Here is a 16,568-nt window from a genome sequence, read left to right as displayed (position 1 = left end):
TTAGAAAGGAATACATGAATGAAATATAAAACAATTTACGTATAATAATTATGAATTATGTATTAATAATTATTATCAGAAAAGAGGAACTTCTTTTGTGGATCTAAACATAAAGTAATACTTTAGCAGTATTCATTACTTTAAATCTAATTTATTTCTCTTTTGAACTACCCCCACTTTCACTTCTAAACGAAGTGAAAGTGGGGGTAGTTCAACATTTCACAATGCCTATCTACTTAGAATAAGATAATATTCATCTTAAGAACATGTTCTTCTCAAGATGCTCTACACATTTATCGTTAAATATAGATTTTTTTAAAAACATATTTACTCAATGAACTCATATACTCTTATAAGTGTTATAAGCGTTAAGGAGCGCTCTGGTCAAGCACTCCTTAACGCTTAATAAGTAACGATTTTGCATATAATGGAACTTCTAAATATAAAAAATATGACTCCTACTCATAAACATTTACGTATAGCCAAATGCTAGATGGTAAGTAAAAATGCTTATTTATATTTTATTTCTTCACTTTGAAATAATCTAATCCTTTGGAATATCACAATATCCCGAAGCACTCTTCTTACCTCATTTGGTGATATTATTATTCATTACCCAGTTACTCTTTTATAATATTAGAAATACTTTCTTCTAATAATTCAAATCCATTACTTAAGCCTTCTATATCAATTGTTAAAGAAGGTAACAACTTAATTACTTCATCTTTAGGCCCAGACGTTTCAATAATCAAACCATTTTCAAATGCAACTGAGCAAATCTTTTTAGCTATTCCAAAAGTATTACACGCTATTCCCTGCATAAAGCCTCTCCCTCGCACTGCCCCTTGAAGTTGTGGGTAGTTTATACTAATTTTATTAAGAAAACTAGTGATTTTTTCACTTTTCCATTTTAAATCATTAATAAACTCTATATCTTGCCAATAACTCAAAGCTTCTGTAGCTGCTAAAAATGCTAGATTATTCCCTCGAAACGTTCCATTATGTTCTCCTGGTTCCCACTTATCATATTCTGGTTTAATTAGTGTAATAGCCATCGGAAGGCCAATGCCACTTATAGATTTTGACAAACAAATTATGTCTGGTTTAATGTTCGCAGGTTCAAAACTAAAAAATGTACCCGTACGTCCGCACCCTGCTTGAATATCATCAACAATCAATAATATATTATATTTTTTACACAGTCTGTCAATTCCCTTTAACCATTGGGAGCTAGCTGTATTTAAACCACCCTCACCTTGAACTGTTTCTAGAATAATTGCAGCAGGTAAATCCACTCCACTTCCACTATCACCTAATACTTTTTCTAAATATGATAAAGAATTAAGAGAATCTAAATAATTTTCATACGGCATGATAATACTATTATTTAGTGGTACTCCAGCACCCTTTCTCTTAAAATGATTACTCGTTATCGAAAGTGATCCTAAACTCATTCCATGAAAAGCATTAGAAAAACTTATGATATTTGTTCTTCCAGTAACTTTTCGAGCAATTTTCAGTGCACTTTCAACAGAATTTGTACCTGTTGGACCAGGAAACATAATTTTATAGTCTAAATCACGTGGTTCCAAAATAATTTTGTTAAATTGCTTTAAAAAATTCGCTTTAGCACTTGTTCCCATATCAAGACTATGAATGATACCATCTTCTATAAGATAATCTATTAATACCTGTTTCATTTTTTCATCATTATGTCCATAATTAAGAGCCCCAGCACCTGAGAAAAAGTCAATATACTCTTTTCCATCTACATCCCATAATTTATATCCTTTAGACTTAGTAAAGATTGTTGGAAAGCTTCTACTATAACTTCGTACTTGGGATTCCAGTTCATTAAATATATCCATTTTTGAACTAACTACCATATAAGAGCTCCTCCTAATTTTTCGTTTTTACTATACTCACAAAGAATAACGAAAAGTTATATAATCACTATTATAAATTTATACTGAATGCGTATCTTTATAACGATGAGCTGCTATCGCTGCTTGACCAAGAGAGATTCCGCCATCATTAGTAGGTACTTGTTTATGCATGTAAACCTCGAATTTACAAGCCTTAAGTGACTTATAGGCTTCTACAAGTAAAAACTTATTTAAAAATACTCCCCCACTAAGAACTAGTTTATTAATCCCTGTTTCTTGACGAATTTGTTTACAGGTTTCTGTAATCATTTGAACTATTGTATAATGAAAACGATAGCTCAATTCACCCTTGGTATACTTATCTTTAATTATCAAAGATACCAACTCTTTAAACATAGGTTTTATATCGATTTTTCTAATTCCATTCGAAGCAACTATTTCATATGATAATAAAGGATTGGAAGAATCATTGATATCAATCGCTTGCTCCAACTCAATAGCAGCCTGTCCTTCATATTGGATTGTTTCACGGACACCCAATAGTGCTGAAACAGCATCAAAAAGCCTTCCCATACTTGAAGTAAGAGGAGAATTAATTCCTTTTTGAATCACTTTTATAAGTACATCTAGTTCAAAACTATTTCGCTCTGAAATGAGCTTTATTGGTAATTCTTTGACTTGTTCACCATATATTTGCGTCAATATTCCTAAAGCGATTCTATACGGTTCTTTAACGGCTTTATCACCGCCTGGTAGCTGAAAGTAATCGATATATGCCGCTCTTTGATAATTAAGAAAATCACCGATTAAAAACTCTCCACCCCAAATGTTCCCATCATCACCATAACCCGTGCCATCTAAAATAACTCCTAAAACAGGACCATTTAATTGATTATCAACCATACAAGAAGCCATATGGGCATGATGATGCTGAACCTGTACAACTGGTAAAGCATTTTGATCAAATGCATATTTTGTACTATAAAAATCAGGATGAAGATCACTTGCTATTACGGAAGGACTGATTTCAAAGATTTTTTGTAAATGAGCTATAGTATTTTTAAATGATTCATAAATTTTATAGTTTTTTAAATCGCCAATATGATGACTAATAAAAGCTTTTTCACCTTTAGTTAAGCAAATCGTATTCTTTAATTCTGCTCCTAAAGCAAGTACATTAGTTGACCCTTCTTTAAAATCAATTGGGTTTGGTACATAACCTCTAGCGCGACGAATTATTTGTAGTTTTGTTATTTCTTCATCTAAATCAATACCCCTAACAATAGAGTCATCTACTCTAGTGAATATCTCCCTATTGTGTACTAAATAATAATCTGCAATTCCTTTTAGCTGCTCAATTGCATCTACATCTTTATATACAATAGGTTCATCAGAAACATTGGCGCTCGTAGCTATTAATGCAATAAAATTCCCTCTTAAAATGAGATGATGAAGTGGTGTATAGGCTAACATTACCCCATAGGTATTATTATTAGGTGCAATATCTGAAGAAATATACTCATTTTTCTTTTTGTTCAATAGCACAATTGGCCGTTCTTTAGATACTAATAAAGCTTCTTCATTTTTTGTTATTTCAGCAAAATTTTTCACATCATCTAATTCAGATGACATTAAAGCAAAAGGTTTTTCATCCCGTTTTTTTCTTTTTCTTAATTCTTTTACAGCTTCATGATTCATTGGATCTACAACTAAGTGATATCCACCTAACCCTTTAATAGCTAGGATTTTCCCCTTTTTCAACAAATCAATTGTTTTTTCTATGGGATTATCAGTGGGGACATTTGTACCATCTGATGTTTTCAATTGAACTTGTGGTCCACATTTCCAGCAAGCATTTGGTTGGGCATGAAATCTCCGGTCCAATATGTCTTTGTATTCTTTATCACACTCTTTGCACATAGGAAATTTGGCCATTGTAGTATATGGTCTATCATAAGGAATATCTTTTATTATTGAATATCTAGGTCCACAATTTGTACAATTAATAAATGGATAACGAAACCTTCTATTCTTTGGATCAAATAATTCTTCTAAACATTCATTACATACATAAGTATCAGGAGATATTAAAGTTTGCCTACTACTATGTTTTTGGCTACTCAAAATATTAAAAGAGCTATAACGATTGTCAGATTCTTGTTCCTCTATCAATTTAACCTCTTGCACATAAGCCAATTCTGGGGAATTAAATTCTATATCATGAATAAAATGAGTAATATTATCTTGTTCCCCTTCTACTTCTATTAACACTCCATTTGAATCATTTAACACCCATCCGTTTAGTTGATACTTTTTTGCTATTCTATATACGAAAGGTCTAAAACCAACACCTTGCACAATGCCTTTAACTTGATACTTTTTTATAAACATATTTATTACTTTTTTCATAAATTGTCTCCTAACATAATCGAGGTAATTCTGCCCCATATAATAACTCAATGAGTTTCAATTCACCTGATTTTGCTTCCATTAGCACTTGTCTTTCTTGTGTTTGAGTAACTTTACCAATTACCGCAGCTTCTTTACCATATTTAGTATTTTTTAATACCCTCACTACTTCCTCACTTACCTCTGGAGACACAAACATACAAACATTCCCCTCATTAGCTAGATACATTGGATTAACACCTAACATGTCGGCAGCCATAATAGTTTCTGCTAACATAGGAATATCTTTTTCTTGTATTTTTATTCCAGTATTAATTGTATCTGAAACTTCATTTAAAACTGTACCTAACCCGCCTCTTGTAATATCTCGCATACAATGTATAGAATTACCAAAATGGTTTTTTAACTCTGTAATCATATGATTTAATGGTGCACAATCACTATTTATTCTCTGTTCAAACCCTAATCCTTCTCTTATAGAAAGGATATGTATGCTATGGTTTCCTAGTTGTCCTGTTATAATAATATCGTCACCTTCTTGAATAGAATTTACCGAAAATGGTGATACATCTCCTTCAAAAACTCCTATTCCAGTTGTATTAATAAAAATTTTGTCTACTTCACCTTTTTTGACAACTTTTGTATCTCCAGCAACAATATACACTCCAGCTTCTTTCGCTGTCTCTCTTATAGAATCTAATATTTCTTCCAAATCTCTAATTGGAAAACCCTCTTCTAGTACTAACGCCAATGATAGATAAAGTGGTTTTGCACCACTAACCGCTAAATCATTAACCGTTCCACAAACTGCTACTTTACCTATATTTCCCTCACCAAAAAAGATAGGATCAATAACAAAAGAATCTGTTGTCATCGCCAATCTTCTACTACTTACCTCAAGAATGGCACTATCCTCCATTTTTCCAAGATGAACTTCTTCTAGTTTTGCAGTAATAATTGAACTAATTAAATCGTGACTCAATAGTCCACCTGTTCCATGATCTAAAATTATATTTTCTAAATCTTTAGTTAATTTCATTTATTAAAACTCCTTTTCATTTTTATTTTTGAAAAATAATATCACTTGCTACATAGAACAAGTGATATTACAACGTATTTACTTACGGAATTGCAACTCCATCAAAAGAAATATCTTCATTTTTAGAAATCGAATTGCAGATTTCCTCGATACTCATAATCTTTGCACAATATGAACCTAACCATTTTAAAGCTCGTTCTTTATCTTCAGCCTGCGCTGAAACAACTCCATCCTCTGGTACGATTACATTATAACCACGGAAAAATCCATCTGCTGCAGTTGTTTGTACACAAATTTGAGTTTGCATACCCGTAATAATAATTGTATCTACTCCTAATTTTTTTAAGGTTTCATCAAGATTTGTCTCAAAAAAACCACTATCCTTATTTTTCTCCATAATAATATCTTTTTCATGAAGAAACTCAGGTAAGATTTCTGCACCTTTAGATCCCTTTGTGACTGGTAAAAAATCACCATATCGTTCAGCTTTCGGATCATCTTCTAAGTTAATTAACTGTAGGTGAATAATAGAAACATCATTTTCTCTCATAGTATCTAAGAAAGAAACCATTTTAGGCGTAAAAGCCTCTACAGCTGCAATTCTATCCTCATTTTTATTAACCAAATCGTACTGTAAGTCATTTGTAAGCACTGCATATTTCATAATAATCCTACCTCCAATTAACTAAGAATTTAATTTTTCTAAAATACAATGTTCATTATTCCACCGAAAGTAAGAATATGTCAAATATTATTTTTTATCTAAATTTTCTAAATAATTTTCTGAAAATTAATACCTAATAGGACCCTATTTCCCATTAGGTATTAATTTTACGCTTTTTATTTAGAATAATCGCTCATATGTAATTAAAGTTTTTCACTCTCTGTAAAAAATGATTTATGTTCTACTGGAGAAGAAAGCACTATTAAGGTTGTAGGCTTTCCATACTCTAAGCACAAATTGATATAGTCTTCGAGTGTATGTACAGATTCCGTCACTACCTTTGTTAGATAACTATACATACCGGCAATACGGTGACATTCAACCACATCTGAATGTTCCATTGCAAACTTTTTATATTTGTTGCAATCCCTTGGTTCCATCAAAACAAACGCAGTAATATGTTTTTTTAATCCTTTCGGATTAACAATCGTGCGATAACTTATAATTACCTCTTGTTCTTCTAGTCTTCTAACTCGCTCTGTGACAGAAGGGGAACTCAGACCTACCAGTTTTCCTATTTCAACCATACTTAAACGTGCATTTTCCTGAAGATGAGAAAGAATCTTTAAATCTGTATCATCCATTGCTGGGCCTCCCCTTGATTAATTAAGAAAACATTTAATAATTCTTAAATTCTTTAAGAAAATTATAATTAATACATAAATTATAGCATGTTATCCTTTTTTAAAACTTTATATAATTAATATCAATTAATGAAAGAGAGGCTGAGTATCTTGACACAACAATCATTGAAACGCTCAATTACTTGGGTACAGGGAACCGCATTAACCATAGGAGCTGTGTTAGGTTGTGGAATCCTTATTTTACCTTCAATTACTGCAAATAGCGCTGGACCAGCTTCAATTTTATCTTGGGTTATCATGTCTATATTAGCTTTTCCTATTGTAGCGACTCTAGCGCGTCTTGCTAAAATGATTCCTAGTGCTGGAGGAATTACAGCTTATGTTCAAATGGCATTTAATGCAAATACAAGTGCCATCCTAGGCTGGATTATGTTAGGTTCTATTCCTATTGGAGTGCCGATTATTGCTTTAACAGGTGCCCATTATATTGGATATGTTTTTCCAATAAGCAATCTTAGTGTTATAGGAATTGCAGCATTAATTTTAATTACCTCTTTACTCTTACATATAAAAGGTATCGAGCTATCATCAAAAGTTAGTGTGTTTGTAATTTGTATTATTTCACTTTTAATAGTTGTCGCTGTTATCGTTTCTATACCATATGTAAAATTAAGTTCTTTTACACCATTTGTACCAAACGGGTGGTCTTCCGTTGGCGCTTCTTCTGTAATTATCTTTTTCTCATTTGTAGGGTGGGAAATGATCACCCCATTAGCTGAAGAATTTAAAAGGCCCGCTAAGGATATTTCGATTAGTTTATTTTTAGGAGCAATTTGTATCTCCATTATGTACATTGCAATATCTTTTGTAACAATAGGGACCCACTCATATGGTGATAAGGATCAGATAGCTTCCCTTAGTATTCTAATATCAAAAGGATTAGGACCAATAGGTACATATATAACAACTATTTTAGCAATTTTTATTTCGTTTAGTGCTGTACATGCTAACATTGCAGGTTTTTCAAGAATGATTTACGCTCAAGCTAGAGAAGGACATTTCCCTTCCTTCTTTGCTAAGTTACACTCTCAATTTCAAACTCCAACTAGGGTATTACTAGTTTTAGGAGGCATTTTTAGTTGTATTTTGATCTTTTATGGTATGGTACGACCAAATTTAGAAATGCTTCTTAAAGGTCCTAGTGTAATATTTATTACCTCATATATTTTTACAATGCTAGCTGCTCTTAAATTATTAAAAGTGCGTGATATAGGTTGGTGGATGGCCTTCCTATCTCTAATTATATGTATTTTTGTATACTCATTTAGTGGTTGGGCTATTTTCTATCCAGTTATCTTATCAGTTATTGGTTGGATTTATATAGTTATGAATAAGAAGTATAGCACTATAGCCACCCATCAAATAAATACTTCCAACGAAAAATAGTTTCATATATCCTAAAAATTCACCACTAAAAATATAAACTAATATTAATCCTGAAATAAGGACATTTTCTACTGACTTATAATTTGCACAAGATAACCTACTAATTATGTTCATTCAAAAAACCAGGATAACTTTTTAAAATCATCCTGGTTTTTCTATATTTAATCAAATCTATCATTTACTATTCATAGAGATTATATTTAACAGTTCTACTTGACTCTATGTACTTTTATGTGTTTTTTCACTATGGATAACTTTGTATATAATAGAAGTAATTTTTTATCTTTAATTAATTAAGTTTGATGAACGCTCATATTAATTAAAATTAATTGAAAATAAACTGTATTTAATTGTGTAAAAAATACACAATTAAATACAGTTGATACTTACTATAAAACTCATATCAACATATCAGCGAAAGTAGATCCAACGTTATTTTTACGCTTCATATGTTTTTCTAAATATATTTTTGTGGTTTGAATATTTTCGTGACCAAGTGTTTGCATTAAATGATATAAATCTGCATTACCTTGTTCTACTGCCATAATTGCAAAAGCATGGCGGAATGTATGCGCCGTTACTGGATTTTCACGATACAGTAGAAACTCTAAGTTTGTCTTCTTTATCATATCTGTTACTTGATTCGATAATGTTTTAGAGTTATATGTATTTCCTCTTTGATTTATAAATAACGGACTCTCATCCCCTTTATCTAATACCGTTTGGCATCCTCTTCTCAGTCTCATTTCACAAATACACTGATATAAATGTTCCGAAATAAAAAGTTCCCGCACTTTATCCCCTTTTCCAGTGACTTTTAACCAGTACTTTCCGTCATAATGTAAATCTTTCACTCTTGCGGTACACAATTCTTGAATTCTTGCACCAGTACTTGCTAGCGCTAGTAAAATTGTATAGTTTACTAAATGTCCTCTTTCTTTATAAAATCCTAAAATTTTCATAACCTCATCATAGGATAGGTCCCGATTTGGCCGATCCTGCTCATTTACATTTGCGCGCTGTAGTTCTTCATGAAGAGGCTTTTCAATATAAGAAAACACATGAAGATGTTTTAGAAAAGAACGAATGAGCACTGTTTTCTTTGCAAGTGTTGCGACTGCATATGTGTCACCATTCCTACCGTTCTCTACCCGTTTCAACCAAGAATTGTATTTACGAATATGCCAAGGTTGCAATATTTTCAATAAAGAGTCCTTTTTCTGTATCTCTTCCCCATTCAATTCAAATTCTTCTGCATGCTGCACCATGCACTGACAAAATGATAAGATTTCTGAGATATAACTCTTTTTCGTATCCTCTTTTCTATTCTTCTTCTCATCCATATCTTTTTGTAAATGTACGAAATGATAAATGACTTCTATGTCACTTAAATACGTATATTTACTCTTTCCCTCTTTTTCTGCAACCTCCATCTTATCTTCCACTATATCTACATAACCATTGTTATGTAGATATGGAACGATATCTTTTATATTCTCTACATAAGTATCGATATACTCACTTTGATTGTTTATAATTGATAAATTTTCTTCTACATATTTATTATTCATATTTCTAATTCACCTCTCCTATTGAAGATTATGAATATACTTCTCTTTATTACCTATAATTATTATTTTATTTTACTTCGGTTAATTATACAAATGATAATTCATTTTCTTTCTGTAAGAACGCTACATTCTTCTTTATTTACTTATATTTATATTTTTTTATAATTTATTAGCAGATAGATATTCTTTAACAGATAATCATTTAAAATTCATAGTGATTATATAATAAAAATAACTATAAACATTCATTAACATATAAAGTGAATGAAAAATATTTTCAAACCATAACTATGAATATTAACTTTAATAAATTCTATTTCTTATTTTAAATATAAATCAAATTCTGATATGATATATACATACCTAAAATATTAGTAAACGACAGTTATGGAGGTGTCCTTTCATGACACAAGATTTATTGTTCATTACAAAACCTACTGTAACGACAAAAGAGGCAGCCGACTTATTAGGAGTAACGGTACAAACAATTTTAAAAAAAGAAAAAGATGGATTAATAGAATGTGTATATAAAGATAACTGGAAGCAATTCGGTAGTAAGATTTTCTATTTAGAGGATATTGAACGTTTAAAAAATAAAAATGAGGTTAAAGGCCTTAGCACGAAAGAAGTAGCTGAAATTCTTAATGTTGCACCATCTACTATCTTTACATACATTAAATCTGGAAAATTACCCGCAACAATGGTAGAAAAACGAGGAAAACAAGTATATATTATCGATGAGGAAGAGCTAGAGATTTTTATGCTTGATTATGAAAAAACTAAAACAAAAGAGCGAAAAACATTTATTACTAAGATTCAAGATGAAGATATATATTTATATCAATTATTAAAACATTTACATACTGGAAAAACCGCTAGGGTAATAGAGATTAATGGAGGGGACGGCAAGATTCTTACAGAGGATGAAGAAATTTTCCCTCTATCCACTTATAAGGAACATGATTACTCCTTTGAACCTTTCAATAAAAAAGCGGTAATTACAAAAAGAGGGTATTTATCTTTTTCATTTAAAAAACCTCAACTCTTTAATTCTATCACTTATAATCTAATAAATTTATTTTATAAAGAGCTAGGTGTTACAAATATGCGATTAAGTAATTCATCAGATACTATCAGATTAGAAATTAAACCTTTTGTATTACAAGTAGATCCATTGCAGTTTCAAGAGGAAATTAAATACTTACATTCTCATATGAAATCCGGCACGATTCTTCCACATGTAGAAGGAATTTACTTTAAAAGTAATGTAGAGCCATTAACTTTTCATGTGGATCATCAATTCAAGCAAAAAGTAGTTCAGATGGCAGCCGATGCTGGTATGGGACAGGAAGAATTCTTATTGCAAGCTGTAAAATCTTTTATAAGAAATTTAGAAAAACATTAGATTTCTTATCAATTAGAAGAAGCGTAGAAAGATTTAATTTCTACGCTTCTTAAATTATTCAATTTAATCATTCTATTCTGTGGGAGCGTCATGGCCCGCGACATTCTTGTATCCTCATTTTGGTTCTTATTATCCAAATTGCCCACGCATTTTTATTCCCTATGGGTGCACCTGTCTTCTTTTCTGTGTACACGATTTCTGTCCCATTGGTATCTGTTCTTCTATAATTTTATAGTATTAACACTTACATCATATTTCTCAGCTACATCCTTATACTTCATACCTTACATTTTATCTTCGTGAGCTAATTCGTGTCTCTGTTTTAATTCATATCACCCAACATCTTCTTTATAATAGGAAGAAACTTGTTATAAATGCTCTTTATAGTAAGTCCCTTTGCAAAGTTTATTATATAAATTCACAATAAAACAGAAAATTACAACATTTAATATTGAAGTGGAAATTTTAAGCACAAAGTATATGTTTATATCCCGGAAATAGACAATTCATATCAAATAAAAACCGATTAATATTAGCTGGATTCTTCTTTATTTGTTTTTACTTGCTAGTCCATTTGGATACAATTGATAATGAAACTCTTTTCCCTGTAATACATATATAATTCCTTTAAAAGGCCCAAAAACTAATAAAATAACTATGATTATATAAAATGGTGCTGTCCACAATATCATTGACAAACTACTCTCATTCAAATCGAAATGGAACATAGAAAACATTAATATCCTTATTATAAAAACATTCCAGATCAATACAATAATCCAAGTGAATAGCTGATAAACACCTGTTTAAATAGCTATTATACGAAGTTCTTTAGATTTAAATATAAAATAAAAAATGAATGGTACAAAGAAAATTGTACATTTAGACAACATTGGGACATATATTAATTTGTTACTTGTACGTTAGGTTCAAAATTAATTATTAAAACCGAGTTTTTAGTAGTGTATATAGTCTATTATTAAAAAGGATCCCCTTCAATTAGCCCTTTTAAAGGAGATTTTTTTCACTTTTTTTCTTTACTAGTTACTTATTTTCTCCAATTTTTCTCCTTGTTCTAAAAGTGTGTCATAGTCATTGTTTTCTTTAATTTCTTTAATCTTATTTTCAATTGTAGACGTATTATTTATATTAAAGTACGTATCTAATACTTCATAGGGTGTCTTCCCTTGTTTGGTTGTACTATCTTCAATAGCTTCTTTCCATGGAATATTTGCTCTGTCCATGCTTAATTCCAGAGCTGAACCAGTCTCATATCTCATATTCCGCTCTAAAAATCTTGGAGATTCTGCCTGTCCATTAGCAATGAAGTTAAACGCCTCCATAAAAGTAACATGATATGGCTTCTCTTTCTTTGCAAGTACCATAAGTTTCCCACCAGTTAACTTACTATAACGATACTCTAAGTATCGTGCTGAACCTTCTATTGCTTCAGTTTTTGTTTCTCCAATCAATTGTGGCCATTTTTTATAGCGATAATTACGTACAATTGTCCAGTCATATAATGCTTGATTAATATTTTCTGGGTTCGTATCAACCATTGCTTTATCTAATAACTTAAATTCTAATCCCATTAATGCATAATTTTCTTTATTTATCGGATATTCGTGAATATACTCTCCACCATTTGAATCATATGTCCAATCTTTTTGTTTATAAGCATGAAAAGCCTCATGTAATAAGAAAGACGAAAAATCAAAATATAAATCTGGATTAACAAACATTTTAGGATAATATTTAAAATAAAATACATTCATATCGTTAATACTTATTGTCCCAAAGTTCCAAGGCATCCAGGTAGAAACAGTTCTAAAATCAAAACGAGTTAAGCGATAGACTTTAGGTAGATGCAAAGAATTTGGGACTTTTATTTCTTTAGCAAAAATACTATTTTCTACTCCTTTTACATTAACTGCATAAGCTTCTTGTCTAAAGAATCCCCCATCTTTATTACTACGTATCAATAATAATGGCTTTTTTTCGAAATGATAATCTTTATTCCAAAGTTTTTCATTCGATTCTTCGAAACTCTTATAAATAGTAGATAGTTCTTTTAACATGTTTTGATCCGTTTCATTTAAAGACTTATACTCTGTATGATATGTTTTATTTACAATTATGCATCCCAACATAATTCCTATAAATATCACCAATAAGATTAGAATTACTCTTAAAAACTTTTTCATCAGACACTCCTTTTCTATAATAATCCTTATTTTAAATAAGGATTACAAATTTGGAATCACTATACAAAGAGGCTCTGCCTTTTCAACATACAATGAACTTCAGCAATTACCAGCTACTTCCTGAACATTATTCTTCATTAACCACCTATATATGCTTTTTTAAAAATTTGCAACAGAACTAAAAATTTCTTCCTATTACTTATTATCCATTATTAGCTGGAGCCTCTTCTGTATTCCTATCATTACTTGGTGGCGTTAGCGTTCCATGGCCATCCCCATTGGTTGGTGGCGTTGTATTTCCTTGGTCACTCCCATTAGTTGATGGCGTTGTATTTCCACGGTCACTTCCGTTGGTTGGTGGCGCTGTATTTCCACGGTCACTTCCGTTGGTTGGTGGCACTGTATTTCCACGGTCACTTCCATTGGTTGGTGGCACTATATTTCCACGGTCACTTCCATTGGTTGGTGGTACTGTATTTCCACGGTCACTTCCATTAGTTGATGGCGTTGTATTTCCACGATCACTTCCATTAGTTAGATCACTTTGCTTTTGCTCTTCTGGTTTCTTTAATTCTTCAGGTTTCTTTTGCTTTTCTTTTTGCTTATTTTCACTCGGCGGTTCAGTCGTATTTGCTATTTTTGTATTTGGAGAAGAATCACGCTTCTCACCTTTAATACGTAATTCGCTACCTTCTTGAACTACACTGTTCGGCATTTTAAATCGCGACTTATCTGTAGCAAACTTACTCATCATTTCTTTAAAAATCAATTGAGCTATTTTCGTATTTTTACTACTAATATAATCCTCTTTACTATCCTTTGTATATCCGGTCCATACTGCCATCGTATATTGTGGTGTATAACCAGCAAACCAACTATCACGAGTTGCGCTTTCTGGTAGATTATATTGTGCTATTTGTTCTAAAGAATAGTTTGTTGTACCTGTTTTACCCGCTATATCTAAATAACCTATATTGGCTGTTGTACCCAAACCAGATGAAACAAAAGTACGAAGCATATCAGTAATCATATATGCAGTAAAATCCTTCATAACTCGTTTTGTTTTTTGCTCAAAGTTTTTTGATTTTCCATCTGGATAAACGACTTTCTTGACAAAATACGGCTTCGTATACTTACCACCATTCCCAAATGCCGCATAAGCACCTGCAATTTCAGTTGGAGACGCTTCATTTGTACCAATCGCTGTTGATTCGGTCGGTGCTACATTAAAAGTAATACCTAGCTTTTCAGAGAAACCTTTTGATTTATTAATTCCTACTTCTTTTGCAGTTTTTATTGCCGGGATATTTCGAGACGTCTTCAATGCATCACGCATTGTAATTGGTCCTAAATGCTTTCTATCTGCATTTCTAACTTCTTGTCCTGTTGAATACTTAAATGGAGAGTCATCAATTTGATGGTAAGTTGCCCATTTTAAATATTCAATTGCAGGAGCGTAATCAAAAATTGGTTTCATCGTTGAACCTGCTGAGCGATTTAATTCAATCGCAATATTATGTCCTTTAAATACAGCTTTATTTTCACCACGGCCGCTACCAATTGCACGAACTTCTCCTGTTTTCGTATCCATAAATGTGAAAGCCCCTTGGAATTTCTCATTTGGATAATTAATAATATCTTCATTTAAGAGCTTGTCAGCAAAATCCTGAGCCTTTTGGTCTAAAGTTGTATAAATTTCTAAACCATCAGATCCAATACTAGCTTCTGGCAACTCTTTTTCAATTTCTTTCACAACAGCATCCATAAACGCAGGATATGGCATTTCTTTTTGTTCAGTTGCTCCCTTAAGTCCTTCTGTTACTGGAACTTTTGATGCTTCATCCATTTCTTTTTTTGTAATATAACCATGTCGATTCATTAATTCAAGAACAACATCTCTTCTTTCTGTTGCCTTTTGAATATTTTGTTCTTTCGTTGGATCATAGTTATTAGGCGCTTTCATTAAACCGGCAAGCATCGCAACTTCTGGTAGTGTTAAATCTTTTATTTCCTTACCATAATAGTTTTGTACTGCTGTTGCGATTCCGTATGAACGGTTGCCTAAGTAAACCTTGTTTAAATACATCTCTAAAATTTCATGTTTTGAATACTGTTGTTCCAGCTTATACGCTAAATATATTTCTTGCGCCTTTCTCTTTGACGTTTTTTCCATCGATAAGAAGTAATTTTTAATAACTTGTTGCGTAATCGTACTTCCACCTTGAGAGCCGTAATCACCTTTTAGACTGACTAAAACTGCACGTGCAGTACCTTTAAAGTCTACGCCACTGTGCTCGTAAAAACGTGCATCTTCTGTCGCTAAAAACGCATTTTCTACTAATTTAGGAATTTGATCATACATAATATTCGTTCGTTTTTCTTTCCCATATTCATATATCAATTTCCCATCTTTATCATAAATTTTTGAGGATAACGGATTAATAAGTTTTGCTTTCTCAAGTTTTGGTGCGTCCTTGATCATAACGAAAAAAGTAGCAACCCCTGCGACTAACCCCACAATACCTAGTAATAAACAACTAATTAAAAATTTACGAAAAAACGGAGTTTTCCCCTTTGGTTTTTGTTTTTTAGAAGCTGGCTGTTTTTTCTTTTTAACTTGTCGTCGCTCCTCTCTAGAACGATGATTTTCTAACATGCTATATTCTCCTGCCTTTCAATTCTCCTGTTGATTTACTTAAAATTAGAGGGGGCACCTTCAGAAATATACTTATATTTAAAAAGTATGCTAATCAGAAACAGTGAATTTTTTCCTAATATATAGATTATAAAACTTAGATTAATTCTTAATCTGAATATTCCCTCTCTATTCTTTCTAATAATGTTGCTCCTTAAAGTAAGAATATTGTTTGCTGTTCTTCATCTTTTTGTTATATAACCAAAATTTTAAATATTACATTATTTAAAAACCAATCTAAAACAATGGTTCATGTTAACATAATCAGCATGAAAAGAATCGACTACTAATTTTATCCTATAGTTTGTATGGATACAGGGAATCAGAAAGCAAAGGTAAAATCAATGCCCTCACTTGAGGGCATCTTAGGTTTACATTGAATAGACAATTTAAGTAATAAATTTGTTCCACTTTAAGATGAGAAAGAAATTTGAGTTTGTATAGTAACGGAGCAGAAACGTTACTATGGGTACAGCAACGAAAATGGAATTTCATAGAAAATCCAATCTTAGCGTGACGGGTATGGGTTACCGTCAACATTCTGGAACATTACCCCACTAAGCAAAAAATCTCACTTTTCATCTTTTTCAGATAAGAAGTGAGAT

At 31.6% G+C, this 16,568-nt stretch carries 10 protein-coding genes and 2 pseudogenes; 2 read left to right on the top strand and 10 right to left on the bottom strand.

Going from position 1 to position 16,568, the window contains the following annotated elements; translation table 11 throughout:
• Positions 1-620 precede the first annotated feature (620 nt).
• The 5 genes from ectB to MKO96_RS15395 form a co-directional block, all read right to left on the bottom strand.
• A complete protein-coding gene (ectB, locus tag MKO96_RS15415; RefSeq protein ID WP_237982512.1) occupies positions 621-1,886 on the bottom strand; it encodes a diaminobutyrate--2-oxoglutarate transaminase in 1,266 nt (421 codons plus the stop codon).
• 78 nt (positions 1,887-1,964) lie between these two features.
• Entirely contained in the window at positions 1,965-4,295 is a 2,331-nt protein-coding gene (hypF, locus tag MKO96_RS15410; RefSeq protein WP_240587989.1) for a carbamoyltransferase HypF, read from the bottom strand.
• Between the two features lie 10 nt (positions 4,296-4,305).
• The gene (gene hypE, locus MKO96_RS15405) at positions 4,306-5,334 is read right to left on the bottom strand and encodes a hydrogenase expression/formation protein HypE (protein ID WP_098344001.1); all 1,029 of its coding nucleotides are present in this window, start codon (positions 5,332-5,334) and stop codon (positions 4,306-4,308) included.
• 82 nt (positions 5,335-5,416) lie between these two features.
• The gene (locus MKO96_RS15400) at positions 5,417-5,998 is read right to left on the bottom strand and encodes a cysteine hydrolase family protein (protein WP_098344000.1); all 582 of its coding nucleotides are present in this window, start codon (positions 5,996-5,998) and stop codon (positions 5,417-5,419) included.
• 203 nt (positions 5,999-6,201) lie between these two features.
• Complete coding sequence (locus MKO96_RS15395; protein WP_240587988.1) at positions 6,202-6,642, bottom strand: Lrp/AsnC family transcriptional regulator; 441 nt, start codon at positions 6,640-6,642, stop codon at positions 6,202-6,204.
• A gap of 150 nt (positions 6,643-6,792) precedes the next feature.
• On the opposite strand from MKO96_RS15395, the gene MKO96_RS15390 reads away from it, so the two are divergent.
• Positions 6,793-8,088: an APC family permease gene (locus tag MKO96_RS15390; protein WP_240587987.1), complete on the top strand. Its 1,296-nt coding sequence runs from the start codon at positions 6,793-6,795 to the stop codon at positions 8,086-8,088.
• Between the two features lie 398 nt (positions 8,089-8,486).
• Here MKO96_RS15390 and MKO96_RS15385 read toward each other — a convergent pair whose 3' ends face one another.
• Positions 8,487-9,659, bottom strand: a complete 1,173-nt coding sequence (locus MKO96_RS15385) for a tyrosine-type recombinase/integrase (RefSeq protein ID WP_240587986.1) — start codon at positions 9,657-9,659, stop codon at positions 8,487-8,489.
• Positions 9,660-10,062: 403 nt separating this feature from the next.
• On the opposite strand from MKO96_RS15385, the gene MKO96_RS15380 reads away from it, so the two are divergent.
• Positions 10,063-11,064 carry a helix-turn-helix domain-containing protein gene (locus tag MKO96_RS15380; protein ID WP_240587985.1) on the top strand — a complete coding sequence of 334 codons (1,002 nt, stop codon included), beginning with the start codon at positions 10,063-10,065 and terminating at the stop codon, positions 11,062-11,064.
• Positions 11,065-11,209: 145 nt separating this feature from the next.
• Here MKO96_RS15380 and MKO96_RS29610 read toward each other — a convergent pair.
• The 4 genes and pseudogenes from MKO96_RS29610 to MKO96_RS15370 all read right to left on the bottom strand — a co-directional run.
• A pseudogene (locus MKO96_RS29610) lies at positions 11,210-11,345 on the bottom strand (hypothetical protein); the annotation flags it as partial.
• A gap of 277 nt (positions 11,346-11,622) precedes the next feature.
• Positions 11,623-11,957 (bottom strand): annotated as a pseudogene (locus MKO96_RS29505) (hypothetical protein).
• A gap of 147 nt (positions 11,958-12,104) precedes the next feature.
• Positions 12,105-13,268: a hypothetical protein gene (locus MKO96_RS15375; protein ID WP_240587984.1), complete on the bottom strand. Its 1,164-nt coding sequence runs from the start codon at positions 13,266-13,268 to the stop codon at positions 12,105-12,107.
• A gap of 202 nt (positions 13,269-13,470) precedes the next feature.
• A complete protein-coding gene (locus MKO96_RS15370; protein ID WP_240587983.1) occupies positions 13,471-15,924 on the bottom strand; it encodes a transglycosylase domain-containing protein in 2,454 nt (817 codons plus the stop codon).
• Between the last annotated feature and the right edge of the window lie 644 nt (positions 15,925-16,568).

The sequence above is a fragment of the Bacillus sp. ES1-5 genome, assembly GCF_022487605.1.
Lineage (GTDB): Bacteria > Bacillota > Bacilli > Bacillales > Bacillaceae_G > Bacillus_A > Bacillus_A wiedmannii.
This window is presented reverse-complemented; position numbering and strand designations above follow the sequence as displayed.

Bases quoted from the DNA above. Each gene is read 5' to 3' on its own strand.
- ectB (WP_237982512.1), bottom strand. From the start codon at position 1,886: ATGGTAGTTAGTTCAAAAATGGATATATTTAATGAACTGGAATCCCAA.
- hypF (WP_240587989.1), bottom strand. From the start codon at position 4,295: ATGAAAAAAGTAATAAATATGTTTATAAAAAAGTATCAAGTTAAAGGC.
- hypE (WP_098344001.1), bottom strand. From the start codon at position 5,334: ATGAAATTAACTAAAGATTTAGAAAATATAATTTTAGATCATGGAACA.
- MKO96_RS15400 (WP_098344000.1), bottom strand. From the start codon at position 5,998: ATGAAATATGCAGTGCTTACAAATGACTTACAGTACGATTTGGTTAAT.
- MKO96_RS15395 (WP_240587988.1), bottom strand. From the start codon at position 6,642: ATGGATGATACAGATTTAAAGATTCTTTCTCATCTTCAGGAAAATGCA.
- MKO96_RS15385 (WP_240587986.1), bottom strand. From the start codon at position 9,659: ATGAATAATAAATATGTAGAAGAAAATTTATCAATTATAAACAATCAA.
- MKO96_RS15380 (WP_240587985.1), top strand. From the start codon at position 10,063: ATGACACAAGATTTATTGTTCATTACAAAACCTACTGTAACGACAAAA.
- MKO96_RS15375 (WP_240587984.1), bottom strand. From the start codon at position 13,268: ATGAAAAAGTTTTTAAGAGTAATTCTAATCTTATTGGTGATATTTATA.
- MKO96_RS15370 (WP_240587983.1), bottom strand. From the start codon at position 15,924: ATGTTAGAAAATCATCGTTCTAGAGAGGAGCGACGACAAGTTAAAAAG.